Genomic DNA, 14,595 nt, shown 5'->3' with positions numbered 1-14,595 from the left:
TCGGTCAGCACGCCCAAAAGGACCGGCACCTATGCCGGTCCTTTCGTTTCAGCGGTTATCACCATCTCCCGCTTTCCTTCTTTGGTGTATCTTCCTTCCCCCTGATTGAAATTCCGTCCCTCCGCTTCACACGGGTGACTTGTCACTGTTTGATGCTATATTAAGAAATGCGCACTATCACAATGTTGCTGCCTGTCACAATCTGGAATTTATCTGTAACTAAAACCCTTCGCATTGCCAGCATGAGACGGAGCCCTTGTGATTTCGGCATGGTTGCAAAAACTCAGAAACCTGTTCAAACAACCTCCTTTGCTTATCCTGAAGGATGTGCTTGATAAGGTCCCAGGGCAACCGCTACGTATTTCGAGTTTTTTAGTACTCGATCTTTCAGAAAATCCCTCAAAGCCCCTGCGGGAGTACGGCACGGTCCGCGCGGGTACCCCTGCCGACGTCCCGGGAATGTGCCTTTTGGAAAACAAACAGGAGCTGTTTCTGGACCGTTTTGACAAGGGGGAATCCTGCCTTATCGCCCTGAATGACCGGGAAGTGGTAGGTTACATCTGGTTTTCTGACAAGCACAGTCACATGGAGCAGCGCTACAACTACCGGCTAGACATCCCGGAAGATTCGATCTACAGCTATGACTGCTTCATCCATCAGGCATACAGATTGCGCGGGATATGGGTGCTTTTTCAAAAACGACTGTTTGAGCGGGCAAAGATGCTGGGGCGTAAAAGAATCATCACCATGGTAGACTATGCCAACACAGCTTCCCTCAAGACGCACCTTCGCTACGGATATGCCATCCGGCGCAACGTTCTCTGGATCAGGTGCTTTACCTCTGACCACTTCCTTGCCTGCAGTCCCGCGCAACGTCGTGACGTGATGTTCCCGTTTCAAGCCGGATAACCGGCAGGCATCCGGCGTCATACCGGCTCTTGGTGCTCATCACTGTCGAACGAGAAGGTCATATGTGCGGCATTGCGGGTTTTTTCCACACGGGGAACGGACCGGAGCGGCTTGTTACTGACATGCTGTCCTCCATCAGGCACCGCGGACCGGACGAAGCTGGGGTCTACCTCGACCGCTGCGTAGCCCTTGGCCATTGCCGGCTCAGCATCGTCGGCCTTGTCGACGGCACGCAGCCAATCGGCAACGAGGACGGCACTATATGGGTCGTTTACAACGGCGAGATCTTCAATTACCCGGAACTGAAGGGAGTACTGGAACGGCAGGGACATCGCTTTGCCACCCACACCGATACAGAGATCCTGGTGCACCTGTACGAGGAGCACGGCAGGGAATTCCTGCCACTGCTAAACGGCCAGTTTGCTTTCGCCCTCTGGGATACGCGCAAACGGGAGCTCTTCCTTGCCAGGGACCGGGTGGGCATCCGCCCCCTGTACTACTACCACCAGGGGGGAAAATACAGCTTCGCCTCCGAGGTCAAGGCACTCTTTGCCGACCCCAGCATTCCCCGCAGCATCTCTCCGCACGCCCTCCGGCAGGTTTTCACCTACTGGAGCACCCTGCCCCCCTTTACCCCCTTTGGGGAAATATACGAACTTCCTCCAGCCCACTTCCAGGTCGTCAAGGGGGGGCGCATCGTCGCGCAGGCGCCCTACTGGCAGCTCCCCTACTACCCCCCCGAAGAGCGTTTCGCGGGCTCCATTGATGACGCGGTGGAAGAAACCAGGGCGCTTCTTGCCGATGCCATCAAGATCAGGCTGCGCGCCGACGTCCCGGTGGCGGCCTACCTGAGCGGCGGCCTGGACTCCTCCATCATAGCCTCGACCATCGCGGGGGGATGCAAAAACGAGCTGCGTACCTTCTCCATAGGGTTTTCCGAGGCTGCTTTCGACGAAACCCCCTACCAGCGCACCATGGCGCGTCAGCTGGGGACCAGACACAGCGAGATCCGCGTCACAAATGAGCAGATCAGGGACTCGCTCTCCGAGGTGGTCTGGCACGCCGAAAAGCCGCTTCTGCGCACCGCTCCGGTACCGATGTTCCTCCTGGCAAAGCTTGTGCGCGACAGCGGCTTCAAAGTGGTGGTCACCGGCGAGGGGGCGGACGAGATTTTTGGCGGGTATGACATCTTCAAGGAGGCAAAGATACGCAGCTTCTGGAGCAAGGCCCCCGGGTCCGCCTGGAGGCCGCGCCTGCTGGAGAGGCTGCACCCCTACATTTTCAGGGAGCCGGCCCGGTACCGGATGATGCTGCAGAAGTTCTTTGCAGTCACCCCCACCGACCCGGATGATCCGTTCTTCTCCCACCGGATCCGGTGGAACGATACGCAGAGGAGCACGATGTTCTTTTCCGCACCCCTGGCACGGCAACTGACACAGTGGTGCCCCGAGGAGGATCTTGCCCACCTCCTTCCGGCGGGGTTTGCTTCGCGCGACCTCCTGGCACGCTCCCAGTTGCTGGAAATAGAGCTTTTCCTCTCCAGCTACCTCCTCAGTTCACAGGGGGACCGGGTCGCCATGGCAAACTCCGTCGAGTTGCGGCTCCCTTTTCTCGATTACCGCATCATCGATCTGGGCATGAAGCTGCCGCCCCGCTGGAAGATCAGGGGGCTGCACGAAAAGTACATCCTCAAGAAGGCCTTCGGATCCAGCCTGCCAAAGGAGATCGTGCAGCGGCCTAAGCTCCCCTACCGCGCCCCGATCCGGGAGCTTTTCCTTTCAGGACAGGACGACTGCAGCGAGGAGTTCCTGTCCGAAAAAGGGCTGGCCGCCGCCGGCTACTTTGACGTTGCGAAGACCCGCAACCTGCTGGCCAAGTACCGGGAACCCGACCGGCAGGTAGCAAGCGAGGTGCACCATATGGCCATCGTCGGCATACTCACCACCCAAATCCTGCACCAACAGTTCATCGAAAAATTCCGCCTGCCGCAGCAGCGACTGCTGCTCGGCAAGCGGGTCGTCCAGGAGGGAACATGAGCCGTTTCAGCGCATCGGCGCTTGACATCGACTGCGAGTGCGAGGCCCAGAGGATCACGGCGGGGATACGAACAATCCTGCGGGACACCCTAAAGCGCAGGGGGCTTCTGGTCGCCCTTTCCGGAGGGATCGACAGCAGCGTCACCGCGGCGCTGGCGGTCAGAGCCATAGGGAGGGACCGGGTCTATGGCCTGGAGATGCCGGAGCTCCATTCCGCGCAGGAAACCCCGCAGCTAAGCGCTGCCCTGATCCGGCACCTGGGCATCGGGTCGCAGAGGATCGACATCTCACCGGTCCTCGAAGCAGCCGGCTGCTATGCCGCCTACGACGCCGCGCTAAGGAAGGTAATTCCCGGGTACGGGGAAGGGTGGCGGTCGAAAATCGTCATTTCGGGGGTCTTCGACAGCAAGGGATTTCGCCTCCACTACATCGTTGCCCGGGCCCCGGACGGCACCATCCTGAAAGAACGCCTGCCTCTTGGCCCCTACCTCGAGATAGTGGCCGCCACCAATTGCAAACAGAGAACCCGCAAGATGCTCGAGTATTACCACGCCGACCGTCTCAACTACGCGGTGGCCGGAACCCCGAACCGGCTCGAGTACGACCAGGGCTTCTTCGTCAAGCTTGGCGACGGCGCGGCGGACCTCAAGCCGATCGCCCACCTTTACAAGAGTCAGGTATTCCAGATGGCCGAGTACCTGGGCATCCCCGAGGAGATCCGCTCGCGGGCACCGACCACCGACACCTACTCGCTTCCCCAGGGGCAGGAAGAGTTTTATTTCTCCTTGCCGTACCGGACCATGGACCTCTGCCTATGCGCCAAGAACCGGGGGGTGTCACCGGAGGACGCCGCGGCCGCGTGCGGGCTAACGCCGGACCAGGTACGCAAGGTCTACCAGGACATAGACATCAAGCGATCGACGACCAGGTACCTGCACCTGGCAGGCCTGACCGTCGTGGAGATCCCCGAGGTCCCCGCCCGCCCGGGGGTGCCATCAGAGAGGTTCAGCATATGAGCGAGGAGCGCGAACAGATCAGGTCCTATATCGTGGACAACTTCCTTTTCGGCGACGACAGGGACCTCGAGGATACCACCTCCTTCCTCGAATCGGGCATCGTCGACTCGACCGGTATCCTCGAACTGGTGTCCTTCCTGGAAAACTGCTTCGGCATCAGGGTGGAGGACGAGGAACTCGTCCCGGAAAACCTGGACTCCGTGCATCGCCTGGTGGGCTTTTTGGCCCGGAAGCGACAGGGATGACCGGGGAGGAGATGCCAGATGCTCATCCACCAGTTTCTCGAACGCTCTGCCGCACGCTTGCCCGATAAGGTGGCGCTCATCCTGGGGGAGAGAAGGGTCAGCTATGCGCAACTTGAGCAAAGCGCCAACTCCCTGGCCAACTGGCTGGCGCACTGCGGGACAACAGCGGGAGGGCGGGTGCTCCTGCTCGTTGAAAACAGCGAGGAGTACGTCATCTCGTACTACGCCATCCTCAAGGCGGGGCTGGTCGCCGTCCCGATGAGCCCGGAGACCAGGTCGGACACGCTGCGGCGCATCATGGAGCGCACCACGCCCCAAGTGGTCATCGCCTCGGCAAGGGGGGCGAAAGCCCTGGGGGAAGCCCCTCCCTGCCCGCTTGCCGCGGTGCTTCTCACAGCCCCCTCCTTTCAGCGGCTCCAGCTTCCCGTGGCGGCCGTGCCTTTTGAAGAACTCCTCCGTTCAGGGGCGTCCCCCCCGCCGCTCTCCCTCGCCCCCGGCTCCCTCGCGAGCATCATCTTCACCTCCGGCTCCTCCGGGCCACCCAAAGGTGTCATGCTGTCGCACGCGAACGTGGTGGCCAACACCTGCTCCATAGTCGCCTTTCTCGGGCTGACGGAAGCGGACCGGCAGATGGTGGTGCTCCCTTTCTTCTACGTCATGGGGAAATCTCTTTTGAACACCCACATTGCCGTTGGCGCGAGCCTCGTCATCAACAACACCTTCGCCTATCCCGCGACGGTCCTCACACAGATGGAGGAGGAAGAAGTAACCGGCTTCTCCGGGGTCCCCTCGACCTACGCCTACCTTTTGCACCGCTCTCCCCTCAAGGCATACCGGGACAGGCTCCCTGCCCTGCGCTACTGCTCCCAGGCGGGGGGGCACATGGCGCGCCAGGTAAAGGAAGAGCTGTTGCGTGCCCTGCCGCCGCACACAAAGCTCTACGTCATGTACGGGGCCACGGAGGCTTCCGCCCGGCTTTCCTACGTCGAGCCTGAACGCCTCAGGGAAAAGATCGATTCCATAGGAATTCCCATCCCGGGAGTCACCATGAAGGTAGTGGACGCTTCGGGAAGGGAGCTTTCCGAAGGAGAGACAGGGGAACTGGTGGCGGCAGGCGATAACATCATGACTGGGTACTGGAGGGACCCGGAAGGGACCAGGAGGGTTCTGGGTGAACACGGCTACCGGACGGGAGACATGGGGTACCGGGACCGCGACGGGTACTTCTACCTCGTAGGGCGGGGTGACCGACAGCTTAAAGTCGGGGGGCACCGAATCGCCCCCCAGGAGGTCGAGGACGCCCTGATGGCGACCGGTCTATTGGTCGAAGCGGCGGTTTTCGGTGTCGAGGACCCTCTCGCGGGGCACCGGCTGGTGGCGGTAGGGGTTCCCATAAACGGGGGCACCACCGGGAAGGAGGTACTGGGGAGATGCCAGAAGTGGCTTCCCAAGTTCAAGATGCCGGGAGAGCTCAGGCTGGTGCGGGTGCTGCCCAAGCTCGAAAACGGCAAGGTGGCCTTTGCCAGGCTGCGGGAGGAGGGGGCCGGGTGACCCCAGCGTGCCGCGCCGGGACTACTGGTGGATGGAGAGCTTTTTCATCAGGTCGTACAGCGTGGGGCGGCTGACGCCCAGCTCCTCTGCGGCCTTCAGGATGTTGCCGGACTGCCGCTCGATGGCGTTCAGAATCATCTCCCGTTCCATCCGCTCGCGTGCTTCCCTGAGGGACAAGACGTCATTGCTGGCGACCGGCACCGGCGGAGGCTCTACATCGCACCCAAGGTCGAGGGGGCCGATGCTGGAGCCGTCGCACATGATAACGGCCCGCTGGATCCGGTTCCTCAATTCACGCACGTTGCCTGGCCAGTCGTGTCTTTTCAGGAAGGCGACCGCCGCCGGCGACAGGCGCACCTTCTTCTTGTTCTCCTTGCAGTAAAGCCGCAGGAAGGTCTCGGCCAGAAGGAGCACATCTTCGCCGCGCTCCCTCAAAGGGGGGAGCTTGATGGTGACGACGCCGATGCGATAGTAGAGGTCCTCGCGGAAGCGCCCCTCCTCGATCGCCTTCTGGATGTCTATGTTGGTGGCGCAGGTGGTGCGCGCATCGATGGGAATCTCCTCCCTCCCCCCGACCCGCTGGATGGTCCCTTCCTGCAGAAAGCGCAGCAGCTTCACCTGCAGGTTCACGGGGAGCTCGCCGATCTCGTCGAGGAAAAGGGTCCCCTTGTGGGCATACTGCAGCTTGCCGCGCACCGCGGTATGGGCGCCGGTGAAGGCCCCCTTCTCGTGCCCGAAGAGTTCGCTCTCCAGAAGGTTCTCCGGTATGGCGCCGCAGTTGATGGCCACCAGCGGCCCCTTGCGGCGCTGGCTGGCCTCGTGGATGGCCGCCGCCACAAGTTCCTTGCCGGTCCCGCTCTCCCCTACGATCAGGATCGGCGCATTGGAGGTGGCGACCTTCCTGATCGTGGTGTAGACCGCCTGCATCTCGGCGCATTTGCCAACCATGCCCCACTGATCATCCACCTCGCCACCCGCAGCAAGGGTGCTGTTTTGCTCCTCTATGTTGGCTATGTGGAAGGCACGCCCGATCATCACCTTCAACTCGGCCAGCACCGGGGGTTTGGCGTAGAAATCGAAAGCGCCCATTCGCATCGCCTTCAGCGCGTTTTCCCGTTCGTTGTTGCCGGTAAGCATGATCACCTTGGTCACCGGGTTCACCCCCAGCATCTCGTCAAGGCAGCGGAACCCCTCGACGGAGCTATCTGGATAGGGAGGCAGCCCCAGGTCGAGCACCACCACGGCGGGACGCTCGTTTCTGAAAAGGGACAGCGCCTCCCTGGCGTCGCCAGCCAGAAGAACCTGGTACTCCTGGTTCAACCCCCATTTCAGCTGCTGCCTGATATCCTCGTTGTCGTCGACAATCAAAAGCTTTCTCACCTGATCCTCCTAAGCGGCACCGGTGCCAACGCTGGCAGCCTCCTCCGCGGCGTGCGGCAGGTGGACGGTGAAAACCGTACCCTCTCCCTCCACGCTGGACACCTCTATCCTGCCGCCATGAGCCGCGACGATCTGACGCGACTGGTACAGTCCGATCCCCAGACCGGTTTTCTTCGAGCTGTGAAACGGCACGAAGAGATCGTTTCTTATGAAGCGGGGCGACATGCCGCACCCCTGGTCGGTCACCCTGACAAAGGGGGTGCCGTTGCAGCCCACCTCGGCGGCAACGGGGCCCTCGGGCCCCGACGCCTCAACCGCATTCAGGAGCAGGTTCAAAAGGACCTTCTGCAACTCCTCCTTGTCCCCCAGGACGACCTGCTGGCTCCCCTGCACCGAAATCGTCCTTCCCACCATCCCGGCGCAATTTTCGGTGAGCGCAAGCAGGTCCACGGGGCGTTTCTGCAAAAGCTCGCTCTCCCCGAGGTTGCGTAGGCGTCCGATCAGGTGGTGCATCTTCCTGGTGGTATTATCCAGGCTGTTCAGCATGTCCTGCTGAAACTCCGGGTTTTCGATGTGCTCCCGCGCGTTTTCCAGCACAAGCGAGATGGTGGCCGCGAGGTTTTTCAGGTCGTGCACGACGAAGGTGGCGAGCCCCCCCACGGCCTGCATCGCCTTGGCCTGGGTCAGCTGCTCGGACAGGCGCTGGTGCTGCATGGCTACCGACACCTGCCGCGCGATAGTCTTCATCAAGTCGAAATCTTCATATCGGTACTGCTCGTCGGGCACCACCTGCTCCCCCAGCACGATGAACCCGGACAGGGTTTCAGCCTCGAACAGGGGCACCACGAAGGAAACACCATAGCGTTCGAGAAACTGCCAATCCTTGGCGGTGAGCCCCCGGTTCTCGTCACTGCTGCAAAAGACCCACCGCCGCTCCCGCAGCGACGAAAGGATCGGGCTGTCATCCTCGATGGTCTCGTGCAGCGGCTCAAGCTCAAGGGTCGACGCAACGCAGTACCAGCCGCATCCCTGCTGGTGCTGGTACAGTGCCGCGCCCCGCACCCCGAAGATCTCGCAGTAAGCGAGGAGCACCCTCTTTACCAGGTCGTCCCCGTCTTCAAACGTGGAAAGCCTTTCCGTAAGCCCCAGCCACTGTGCCCGGTAGTCGTACTTGCTCTGGTAGAAGTGCTTGTGCAGGAAGACCTTTAATTCCCGCTTGGCCCGGTCCGAGAGAATCAGCAGCAGCAACAGTATCCCCGCGATGAATCCCAGAGACAGGGTAAGCGCGCGGGGAAACAGCGCCCCGAAGTACCGCATCCCCTCCCCCAACACCCCCAGCACAATCAGATAGGCGGAGACCACCGCCACTACCGCCGACTTCAGCAGTACCGCCTGGGAAACCTTTACCCGCGCACCGCCACGCCAGTGCGACCGGGTATAGAGCATCATAAGCGAGGCAATGATAAAAAGCAGGGAACGCAGCGGAACAAGCTCCATGTTGAGGGAGCGGTACAAGAGGGCGCTCGAGTAGTAAAAGGCGAGCACGGCGAGCATGGAGCCCAGCGCGACGATATCGAGTTTCACGCGCCACAGGGCGTCGGCTGAAGCATTTACCAGAGTAGACTCGAAGTTGATAAGAGCCGCCACCAAGAGGACAAGGACAGCGACATAGAAACGGTAACCGGCGTCTGCCAGGAAAAGCACCGGCTCGGCAGGGAAGTCAGGCGCATAGTAGAAAGAGGCGGCCGGCAGCAGGAGGGGGACCAGTACCAGGAAAAGACTCCCCAGGACCAGCAGGCGGCTTCTGAGCGGCAGCCCTGTTTCCGGGAGTTCCCGTGCATAGGTGACGCTCAAGAGGAGCCAGAGTGCGGGCAAAAGCGCCTCGACGAACAAGGCGCTTCGTTTCCAGTCTATTTCGGGCCAGAGGCCGCTCAGGGCAAAGAAATCGAAGAGCTGCAAGACGGCGATGGCAAGAAACGGCGGGGCAAGACAGCTGTACGTGCCGCTGCGTCTCTCCAGCAGTACGATGCGCAGCACGGAAACCAGTAGCAGGAAGACGGACAACACCATAAGCGCCATCGTTACCTCTTAGGCACAAGAACCATAAGAACGTCCAACACGCATACCGGCAGTAGTCCGGATAAAAAATTCAAGTCAAAGCCCGCGCCGATGTATCTGGTGCACACAAAGCACCTGACGGTGACTGCAAACCTCCGGCTGCACAGGCATAGAAACAGGCCAGTGCCTGCTATACCTATACAGCCTAAGGCATAAATTGACAAGTGCTAATTGTTTGTGTTAAACCATCGAATGGCTGAGGTAAAATAGAGCCGGAGGCATTGTGATGACTTGCCCTACGTCGCAAAGACATAAGCACGAATCGAACATCATCAGCAGCATTCCCTTCTTCTCGTCCCTGACACCTGACGAGGTGGACCAGGTCGAGAAGTTGTTCAGAAAGAAGAACTACGAGAAAGAACAGATAGTGCTTTACGAGGAGGACACCTCCAACTACATGTACCTGATCTATTCAGGCAAGGTGCGGGTAGTGAAGATGAACGACGAGGGAAAAGAGCAGATCATCACCATCCACAAGAAGAACGATTTCTTCGGCGAGATGTCGCTTTTGGACAACAAGACCTCCCCGGCCACCATCATCGCCCACGAGGACTCCGTGATCGGACTGTTGCACAAGGACGATTTCCAGCAGCACCTGATGAGCAACGACGCCATCCGCAAGAAGATCATCGAGCTCTTGTGCAGCCGGCTGCGCGAATCATGGGAGATGATCAAGATCCTGAGCTTCAACGCCGAGAATGCCCAGGACCGCGTGCTGTCCCTGCTGGATCGACTGGGAGAACTGTACGGGGTCCGGGACGACCGCGGTGTCATCATCGACGTGAAGATGACCCACCAGCAGATGGCCAGCTATGCCTCGGTGACCCGCGAAACCATGAGCCGCGTGCTGCGCAGCCTGGAAAGGTCGGACGTGATCAGCATCCTGGACAGCAAGGCGATCCTACTCAACAAGAACTTCTTCGATACGCGGAGCACCAGCAAAAGACACTAAAAAACTCCTCGCAGCAAAACCAAATCCCCCCCTATCCCCCCCTTTTGCAAAGGGGGGATTCCACGCCAGGTGTACTGCTGGTAGTCTAGACTCACGCTCCCCCGACATGCTCTGAATGAACTCTGCAAGGGGGGCATTATCCGTTTCCTATTGGATCAAATTGCCGTTTCCGTCATAGACGGCTGACACCGTGATGCCGAAATCGGCGGATCGGGCTCCGGACGGTACGTTGGCAAAGGTGACGGTCATGATCTCACCTGACGCCACCGGGCTGCTGGCGAGGATGAGGCTGTTGGCACCGGAGACGGTGGCCAGGCCGCTGCCGGCATAGGGACCGGAGGTGCTGACCGCGGACAGGGTGGCACCGGCGGGCATGGTGACTACGAAGTTCACTCCGTACGGGGCGGCGACGGGTATCCCCGCAAGAGATACGGTACCGACTGCACCGGTGCCGTTCACCACCGTGGTCATGGTGGCGTAGACCGGGACGGTCACCGTGACGGCGGCGGATTGGCGCTGGTTGCCGGCAGCATCGTACGCCTTCGCCGTCCAGGTGTAGCTCCCCCTGGCCAGGGTCGACGGATCCCAGCTGTAGCTGTAGGGTGCCGAGCTATCGCTTCCCTGCAGGACGCCGTTCAGGTAGAACTCGACCTTGGTCACCCCGACATCGTCGCTGGCGTCTGCCGTGACGGCAGTCACCCCGGCTATGGTGGTGCCGTTTGCCGGAGCGGTGAGGGCGACGCTCGGGGCAGTGACATCGGGAGAGCCGGCCGGCGTCCCCCCTCCTCCGCCTCCGCAGGCGGCAGTCAGCAGCATGATCCAGCCCAACAACACTCCTTTCAATCTCCACATGGCTCCTCCTACAGCACGACCCTTGCGGCCTGGCACCGGGACCGCGAGGTGTCGGCTCGTTACAGATTGCCGGTCAACTTGGCGAGGATGACGACTACATCGCCGGTGTCAACCTTGCCGTTAGGCACCGACTGGCCATTTAGGTAAGGCGCCAGGTCCAGGCGCTGCAACTGCTCGGCGGTTGGTGCCTGCTGACCGGAGGCGATCTGCAGTGCCAGTTGCGCGTCTGCCAGCGTGAGCGGCACCGCACCGGTTGAGGTTGTGGTCGAAGGGGATGTGGAGGCGGTCTGGCTGGTGCCATTGTCGACGACGACGGTGGCCGAGGCGACGCTGCTGTTTCCGGCGGCATCGTAGCCCCTCGCGCTGACGAGGTGGCTGCCGTTGGCTACGTTGACGGTGTTCCAGATATAGCTCACCGGGCTCAGGTTACTGCTCAACAGCAGGGTGCCGTCGATGGAGAGTTCGAGCCTGGTGACGCCGACGTTGTCGCTGGCGCTTGCCGAAACGTTGATGGTTCCGGCTACCTTGGCATCCGAGGGCGGCACCGCCAGGGAAACGGTGGGCGAGGTGACGTCGCCCGCCACGGAAACGTGCACAGGCGCTGAGAGCGCCGCATTGCCGGAGAGGTCCACGGCCCTGGCGGCGATGGCGTAGCTCCCCGGAGGGAGAGAAGCCGCGTTCCAAATATAGGTATAGGGAGCGGCGCTGGTCTCGTAGACCGGTGTGTCGTTGACCAGGAACTGAACCTTGGCGACACCGACGTTGTCGGTTGCGGCCGCGCTGATGGCGAGGGTGCTGGCTACGGAGGTGTTGTCAGCGGGCGAGGTAATGCTGACCAGGGGGGGCAGTGTTTCAGGGATCTGGACAACGTTGGAGTAAACGCTCTCCTGTCCGCTCGAGTTATAGGCAGTCACCGCAAAGTAGTAGGAGTTGGCAGGATCGAGGCCGCTGATACTCGCCACGGTGACGTTGCCGCCGTCGACGGGAGCGCTTCCCTGGAGGGCTCCCGTTCCTTGGAACGGTACAGCACTGCTGTTGGCTTGGTAGTAGATGCGGTATCCCGCGAGATCGGCGTCCGGGCTGGGATCCCAGGCGAGCGTGACGCTGGTGGCGAGGCAGGTGCAAGGAGTAGACAACAGCAACAACAAAAACAGTACCGACGTGGAGAACAATCCAGTCCTTCCAAACACTTCCATCGTTGACCCCCAAGGATCGGCGTGGGCCTTGGGCTTTTGTGGGGGATGGAAATAGAAAAGCCGGGACCGCAGCACCAGTTCTTGGCATTTCGGCGACCCGGCTGTCTCAGGGAGACCCTATAGGCTTTCCGTCCCACCCTCGCGGGTGGTTTAGTATTATCGTGTACCTGTTCGTGATGGCTGTTCCCACCATCGGGTGGGGATAGTATTTGATTTATAAGACAAAATCAACTGTTTTCTTTTAACGGCGCAGGTACGGCAACTTCCCCCTTTGGTGCGGGCCCCGGCTACCGGGACACGCTTACCGCACTGGTCCCCTTGTTTCCCGCGGCATCGTATGCGATGACGGTCACCGAGTGAGTCCCGACGCCCACCTTCGCCGTAGCGCTGATGGATCCGGAGTTGGTTCCCAGGATGAGGGCACCATCCAGGTAGGCTTCCATCCGGACAACGGCCACGTTGTCCTGAGCGGAAGCCGCGATCTTCAGGCTTGCGTTTTTGAGATAGGGTGATGAAGGCGAAACGATAGTGACGACCGGGGCGGTGATGTCGTTGGCGACGTTCACTGTCACGCTGGCAGACCCCGCGTTGCCTGCGGCGTCGGATGCTATGGCGACGAGGGTGTGGCTCCCGTTGCCGGCGGCAACCGTGTTCCAGTTGTAGCTGATGGGGCTCTGGTTTGCGGCGAAGATGAGGGTCGCATTGTCGTACAGGGCAAAGCCGGTCACGCCGACGTTGTCGGTGGCGCTGGCGCTAACGGTAACCGTGCCGCTCACATTATTGCTGTTGGCCGGGGACGTTATGGTGACGCCGGGAGCCACGGCATCCCCGGTGACGTAGACCACCTCCTCGGTAGAACCGACGTTGCCCGCGGCATCGTACGCCTTGGCAGTCAATGTGTACTGGCCGGGGGCCAGGGAGGCGGTCTGCCAGTTAAACGAACAGGGGGTGGCATTGCTGCTTCCCACCAGCCCGCCGTTCACGTACAGCTCGACCGTGGAGACCCCGACGTTGTCGGTGGCATTGACCCCGACGGAAACCGTGCCGCTCAGGGTAGCGCTTGCGGAAGGGGTGGTGATCCCCACGACCGGGGGGACCATCTCCTTAACCTGGACGACGTTGGAATAGACGCTCTCGGCGCCGCTTGAGTTGTAGGCAGTAACCGCAAAATAGTAGGAGCTGCCGGGGTCTAGCCCGCTGATGGAAGCGGTGGTGCCGGTGGAGACATTGACGGGAGCCGCGCCCTCGGCGGCTCCGCTGCCGGCAAACGGCTGGGCTGAGGAGTTGGCCTGATAATAGACCCGGTAGCCGGCAAGATCAGGGTCGGTGGAGGGGTCCCACTGGAGGCTCACAGTGGAAGGGAAGGCAGCGCAGGGAAAGGATAGCAGCAACGACGCACCAACCAGGACATGCTTGATTTTCAAATGCGACCTCCACGAGAGGCGGAAACCCGGATTGCAGACGCAAAAAAACCGGGGCACCGACCTGTAGTGCAGGCATTTCGGCGACCCGGCTGTCTCAGAGAGACCCTGTAGGCTTTCCGTCCCACCCTCGCGGATGGTTTAGTATTATCGTGTACCTCTGATTTTGCCTCCTTTCTAACAGATCGCGGGACGCCAAAAAGTGATTTGGATCACACTTTAGGAGATTCATGCCCGTTCATCATCTCCGCCGCGCACTCTGGCACTGCTCCTCCCCGCGGTTTCCGCTCAAGCGGGACCCGGTGCCGCCTTTTCCCGTCACGATACCACGCCATAAACCAGAAGCTTGAGGTACTCGATCCAGAGGGGATGGTAGAGTTCACCGCTCGCGGCGAGTCCCGTTGCCGCGTAGGGGACCACCTCCACCTGCGCGGGAAGGGCGCGCCGGAAGGCAAGCAGCGCCCGCCTCATGTGCGGAGCGGAACTCACGATCACCACGTGGTGCACCCCAACGGGCAAATGGGCAGCCAATGCTCCCGCCTCGGCACGCGTACCGAAGAACCCAGGCGCTCTGGGGATGAAGCTGACGCGTTCCGCCGGCACTCCCCGCCAGGCAAGGTAGTCGAGGTACCACTCCCTCCTGGTCAAGGAGCGCCCCGCACGGGCGCTGTACTGGTCCCGCGATGGATCGTCCATCAGGTAGATGCGCGGCACTCTCCCGAGATGCACCAGGTCCGCTGCCGCGTTCAGCCGCTCCCAGACCGTCTCCCCGCCCGCCAGCACGTAACAGGCATCGCCGCGTGCCTGGGGGTCGGTAACGGTCAGAGGGTGCGCGAGGATTGCCCGTACCCCGGGAAACGAGGGGAGCAGCACCAGGGCGAGAAGACAAAAGAGGAGGGCCGCATTTTTCGAGCGCATC

At 61.0% G+C, this 14,595-nt stretch carries 12 protein-coding genes and 2 riboswitches; of the genes, 6 read left to right on the top strand and 6 right to left on the bottom strand.

All coding sequences use genetic code 11. The features are described from left to right. Positions 1-258: 258 nt before the first annotated feature. The 5 genes from K7R21_RS03625 (at position 259) to K7R21_RS03605 (ending at position 5,757) form a co-directional block, all read left to right on the top strand. On the top strand, positions 259-909 hold the full coding sequence (locus tag K7R21_RS03625; protein ID WP_224981929.1) for a GNAT family N-acetyltransferase: 651 nt from the start codon (positions 259-261) through the stop codon (positions 907-909). A gap of 62 nt (positions 910-971) precedes the next feature. Continuing rightward, on the top strand, positions 972-2,945 hold the full coding sequence (asnB, locus tag K7R21_RS03620; protein WP_224981928.1) for an asparagine synthase (glutamine-hydrolyzing): 1,974 nt from the start codon (positions 972-974) through the stop codon (positions 2,943-2,945). Further along, positions 2,942-3,961 (top strand): NAD(+) synthase, encoded by a 1,020-nt coding sequence (nadE, locus tag K7R21_RS03615; RefSeq protein ID WP_224981927.1) that lies wholly within the window; start codon positions 2,942-2,944, stop codon positions 3,959-3,961. Before asnB ends, nadE begins: the two co-directional genes overlap by 4 nt. Further along, a complete protein-coding gene (locus tag K7R21_RS03610; protein ID WP_224981926.1) occupies positions 3,958-4,206 on the top strand; it encodes an acyl carrier protein in 249 nt (82 codons plus the stop codon). Before nadE ends, K7R21_RS03610 begins: the two co-directional genes overlap by 4 nt. An 18-nt stretch (positions 4,207-4,224) precedes the next feature. Beyond that, positions 4,225-5,757, top strand: a complete 1,533-nt coding sequence (locus tag K7R21_RS03605; protein ID WP_224981925.1) for a class I adenylate-forming enzyme family protein — start codon at positions 4,225-4,227, stop codon at positions 5,755-5,757. Positions 5,758-5,778: 21 nt separating this feature from the next. Here the strand turns inward: K7R21_RS03605 and prsR are convergent, their stop codons facing one another. Both prsR and prsK read right to left on the bottom strand, forming a co-directional pair. After that, entirely contained in the window at positions 5,779-7,137 is a 1,359-nt protein-coding gene (gene prsR / locus K7R21_RS03600; RefSeq protein ID WP_224981924.1) for a PEP-CTERM-box response regulator transcription factor, read from the bottom strand. Positions 7,138-7,146: 9 nt separating this feature from the next. After that, positions 7,147-9,216 (bottom strand): XrtA/PEP-CTERM system histidine kinase PrsK, encoded by a 2,070-nt coding sequence (gene prsK, locus K7R21_RS03595; RefSeq protein ID WP_224981923.1) that lies wholly within the window; start codon positions 9,214-9,216, stop codon positions 7,147-7,149. 265 nt (positions 9,217-9,481) lie between these two features. On the opposite strand from prsK, the gene K7R21_RS03590 reads away from it, so the two are divergent. Further along, positions 9,482-10,207 (top strand): Crp/Fnr family transcriptional regulator, encoded by a 726-nt coding sequence (locus K7R21_RS03590; RefSeq protein WP_224981922.1) that lies wholly within the window; start codon positions 9,482-9,484, stop codon positions 10,205-10,207. Positions 10,208-10,354: 147 nt separating this feature from the next. Here K7R21_RS03590 and K7R21_RS20655 read toward each other — a convergent pair whose 3' ends face one another. The 4 genes from K7R21_RS20655 to K7R21_RS03570 form a co-directional block, all read right to left on the bottom strand. Then, positions 10,355-11,059 (bottom strand): Ig-like domain-containing protein, encoded by a 705-nt coding sequence (locus tag K7R21_RS20655; RefSeq protein ID WP_263630513.1) that lies wholly within the window; start codon positions 11,057-11,059, stop codon positions 10,355-10,357. Between the two features lie 59 nt (positions 11,060-11,118). After that, the gene (locus K7R21_RS03580) at positions 11,119-12,255 is read right to left on the bottom strand and encodes an Ig-like domain-containing protein (protein ID WP_224981921.1); all 1,137 of its coding nucleotides are present in this window, start codon (positions 12,253-12,255) and stop codon (positions 11,119-11,121) included. A gap of 88 nt (positions 12,256-12,343) precedes the next feature. After that, a riboswitch (cyclic di-GMP riboswitch) is annotated at positions 12,344-12,420 on the bottom strand. A 122-nt stretch (positions 12,421-12,542) separates the two neighbouring features. Further along, the gene (locus tag K7R21_RS03575) at positions 12,543-13,679 is read right to left on the bottom strand and encodes an Ig-like domain-containing protein (RefSeq protein WP_224981920.1); all 1,137 of its coding nucleotides are present in this window, start codon (positions 13,677-13,679) and stop codon (positions 12,543-12,545) included. Between the two features lie 76 nt (positions 13,680-13,755). Then, positions 13,756-13,832, bottom strand: a riboswitch (cyclic di-GMP riboswitch). 162 nt (positions 13,833-13,994) lie between these two features. Next, entirely contained in the window at positions 13,995-14,594 is a 600-nt protein-coding gene (locus K7R21_RS03570; RefSeq protein WP_224981919.1) for a YdcF family protein, read from the bottom strand. Position 14,595 lies beyond the last annotated feature (1 nt).

The organism is Geomonas agri (assembly GCF_020179605.1).
In the GTDB taxonomy this organism is placed as follows: Bacteria; Desulfobacterota; Desulfuromonadia; order Geobacterales; family Geobacteraceae; genus Geomonas; species Geomonas agri.
The sequence above is the reverse complement of the archived record's forward strand: the minus strand, read 5'-3'. Positions and strand labels throughout refer to the sequence as shown.

Bases quoted from the DNA above. Each gene is read 5' to 3' on its own strand.
- K7R21_RS03590 (WP_224981922.1), top strand. From the start codon at position 9,482: ATGACTTGCCCTACGTCGCAAAGACATAAGCACGAATCGAACATCATC.
- asnB (WP_224981928.1), top strand. From the start codon at position 972: ATGTGCGGCATTGCGGGTTTTTTCCACACGGGGAACGGACCGGAGCGG.
- K7R21_RS03570 (WP_224981919.1), bottom strand. From the start codon at position 14,594: ATGCGCTCGAAAAATGCGGCCCTCCTCTTTTGTCTTCTCGCCCTGGTG.
- K7R21_RS03605 (WP_224981925.1), top strand. From the start codon at position 4,225: ATGCTCATCCACCAGTTTCTCGAACGCTCTGCCGCACGCTTGCCCGAT.
- nadE (WP_224981927.1), top strand. From the start codon at position 2,942: ATGAGCCGTTTCAGCGCATCGGCGCTTGACATCGACTGCGAGTGCGAG.
- K7R21_RS20655 (WP_263630513.1), bottom strand. From the start codon at position 11,059: ATGTGGAGATTGAAAGGAGTGTTGTTGGGCTGGATCATGCTGCTGACT.
- K7R21_RS03610 (WP_224981926.1), top strand. From the start codon at position 3,958: ATGAGCGAGGAGCGCGAACAGATCAGGTCCTATATCGTGGACAACTTC.
- prsK (WP_224981923.1), bottom strand. From the start codon at position 9,216: ATGGCGCTTATGGTGTTGTCCGTCTTCCTGCTACTGGTTTCCGTGCTG.
- K7R21_RS03580 (WP_224981921.1), bottom strand. From the start codon at position 12,255: ATGGAAGTGTTTGGAAGGACTGGATTGTTCTCCACGTCGGTACTGTTT.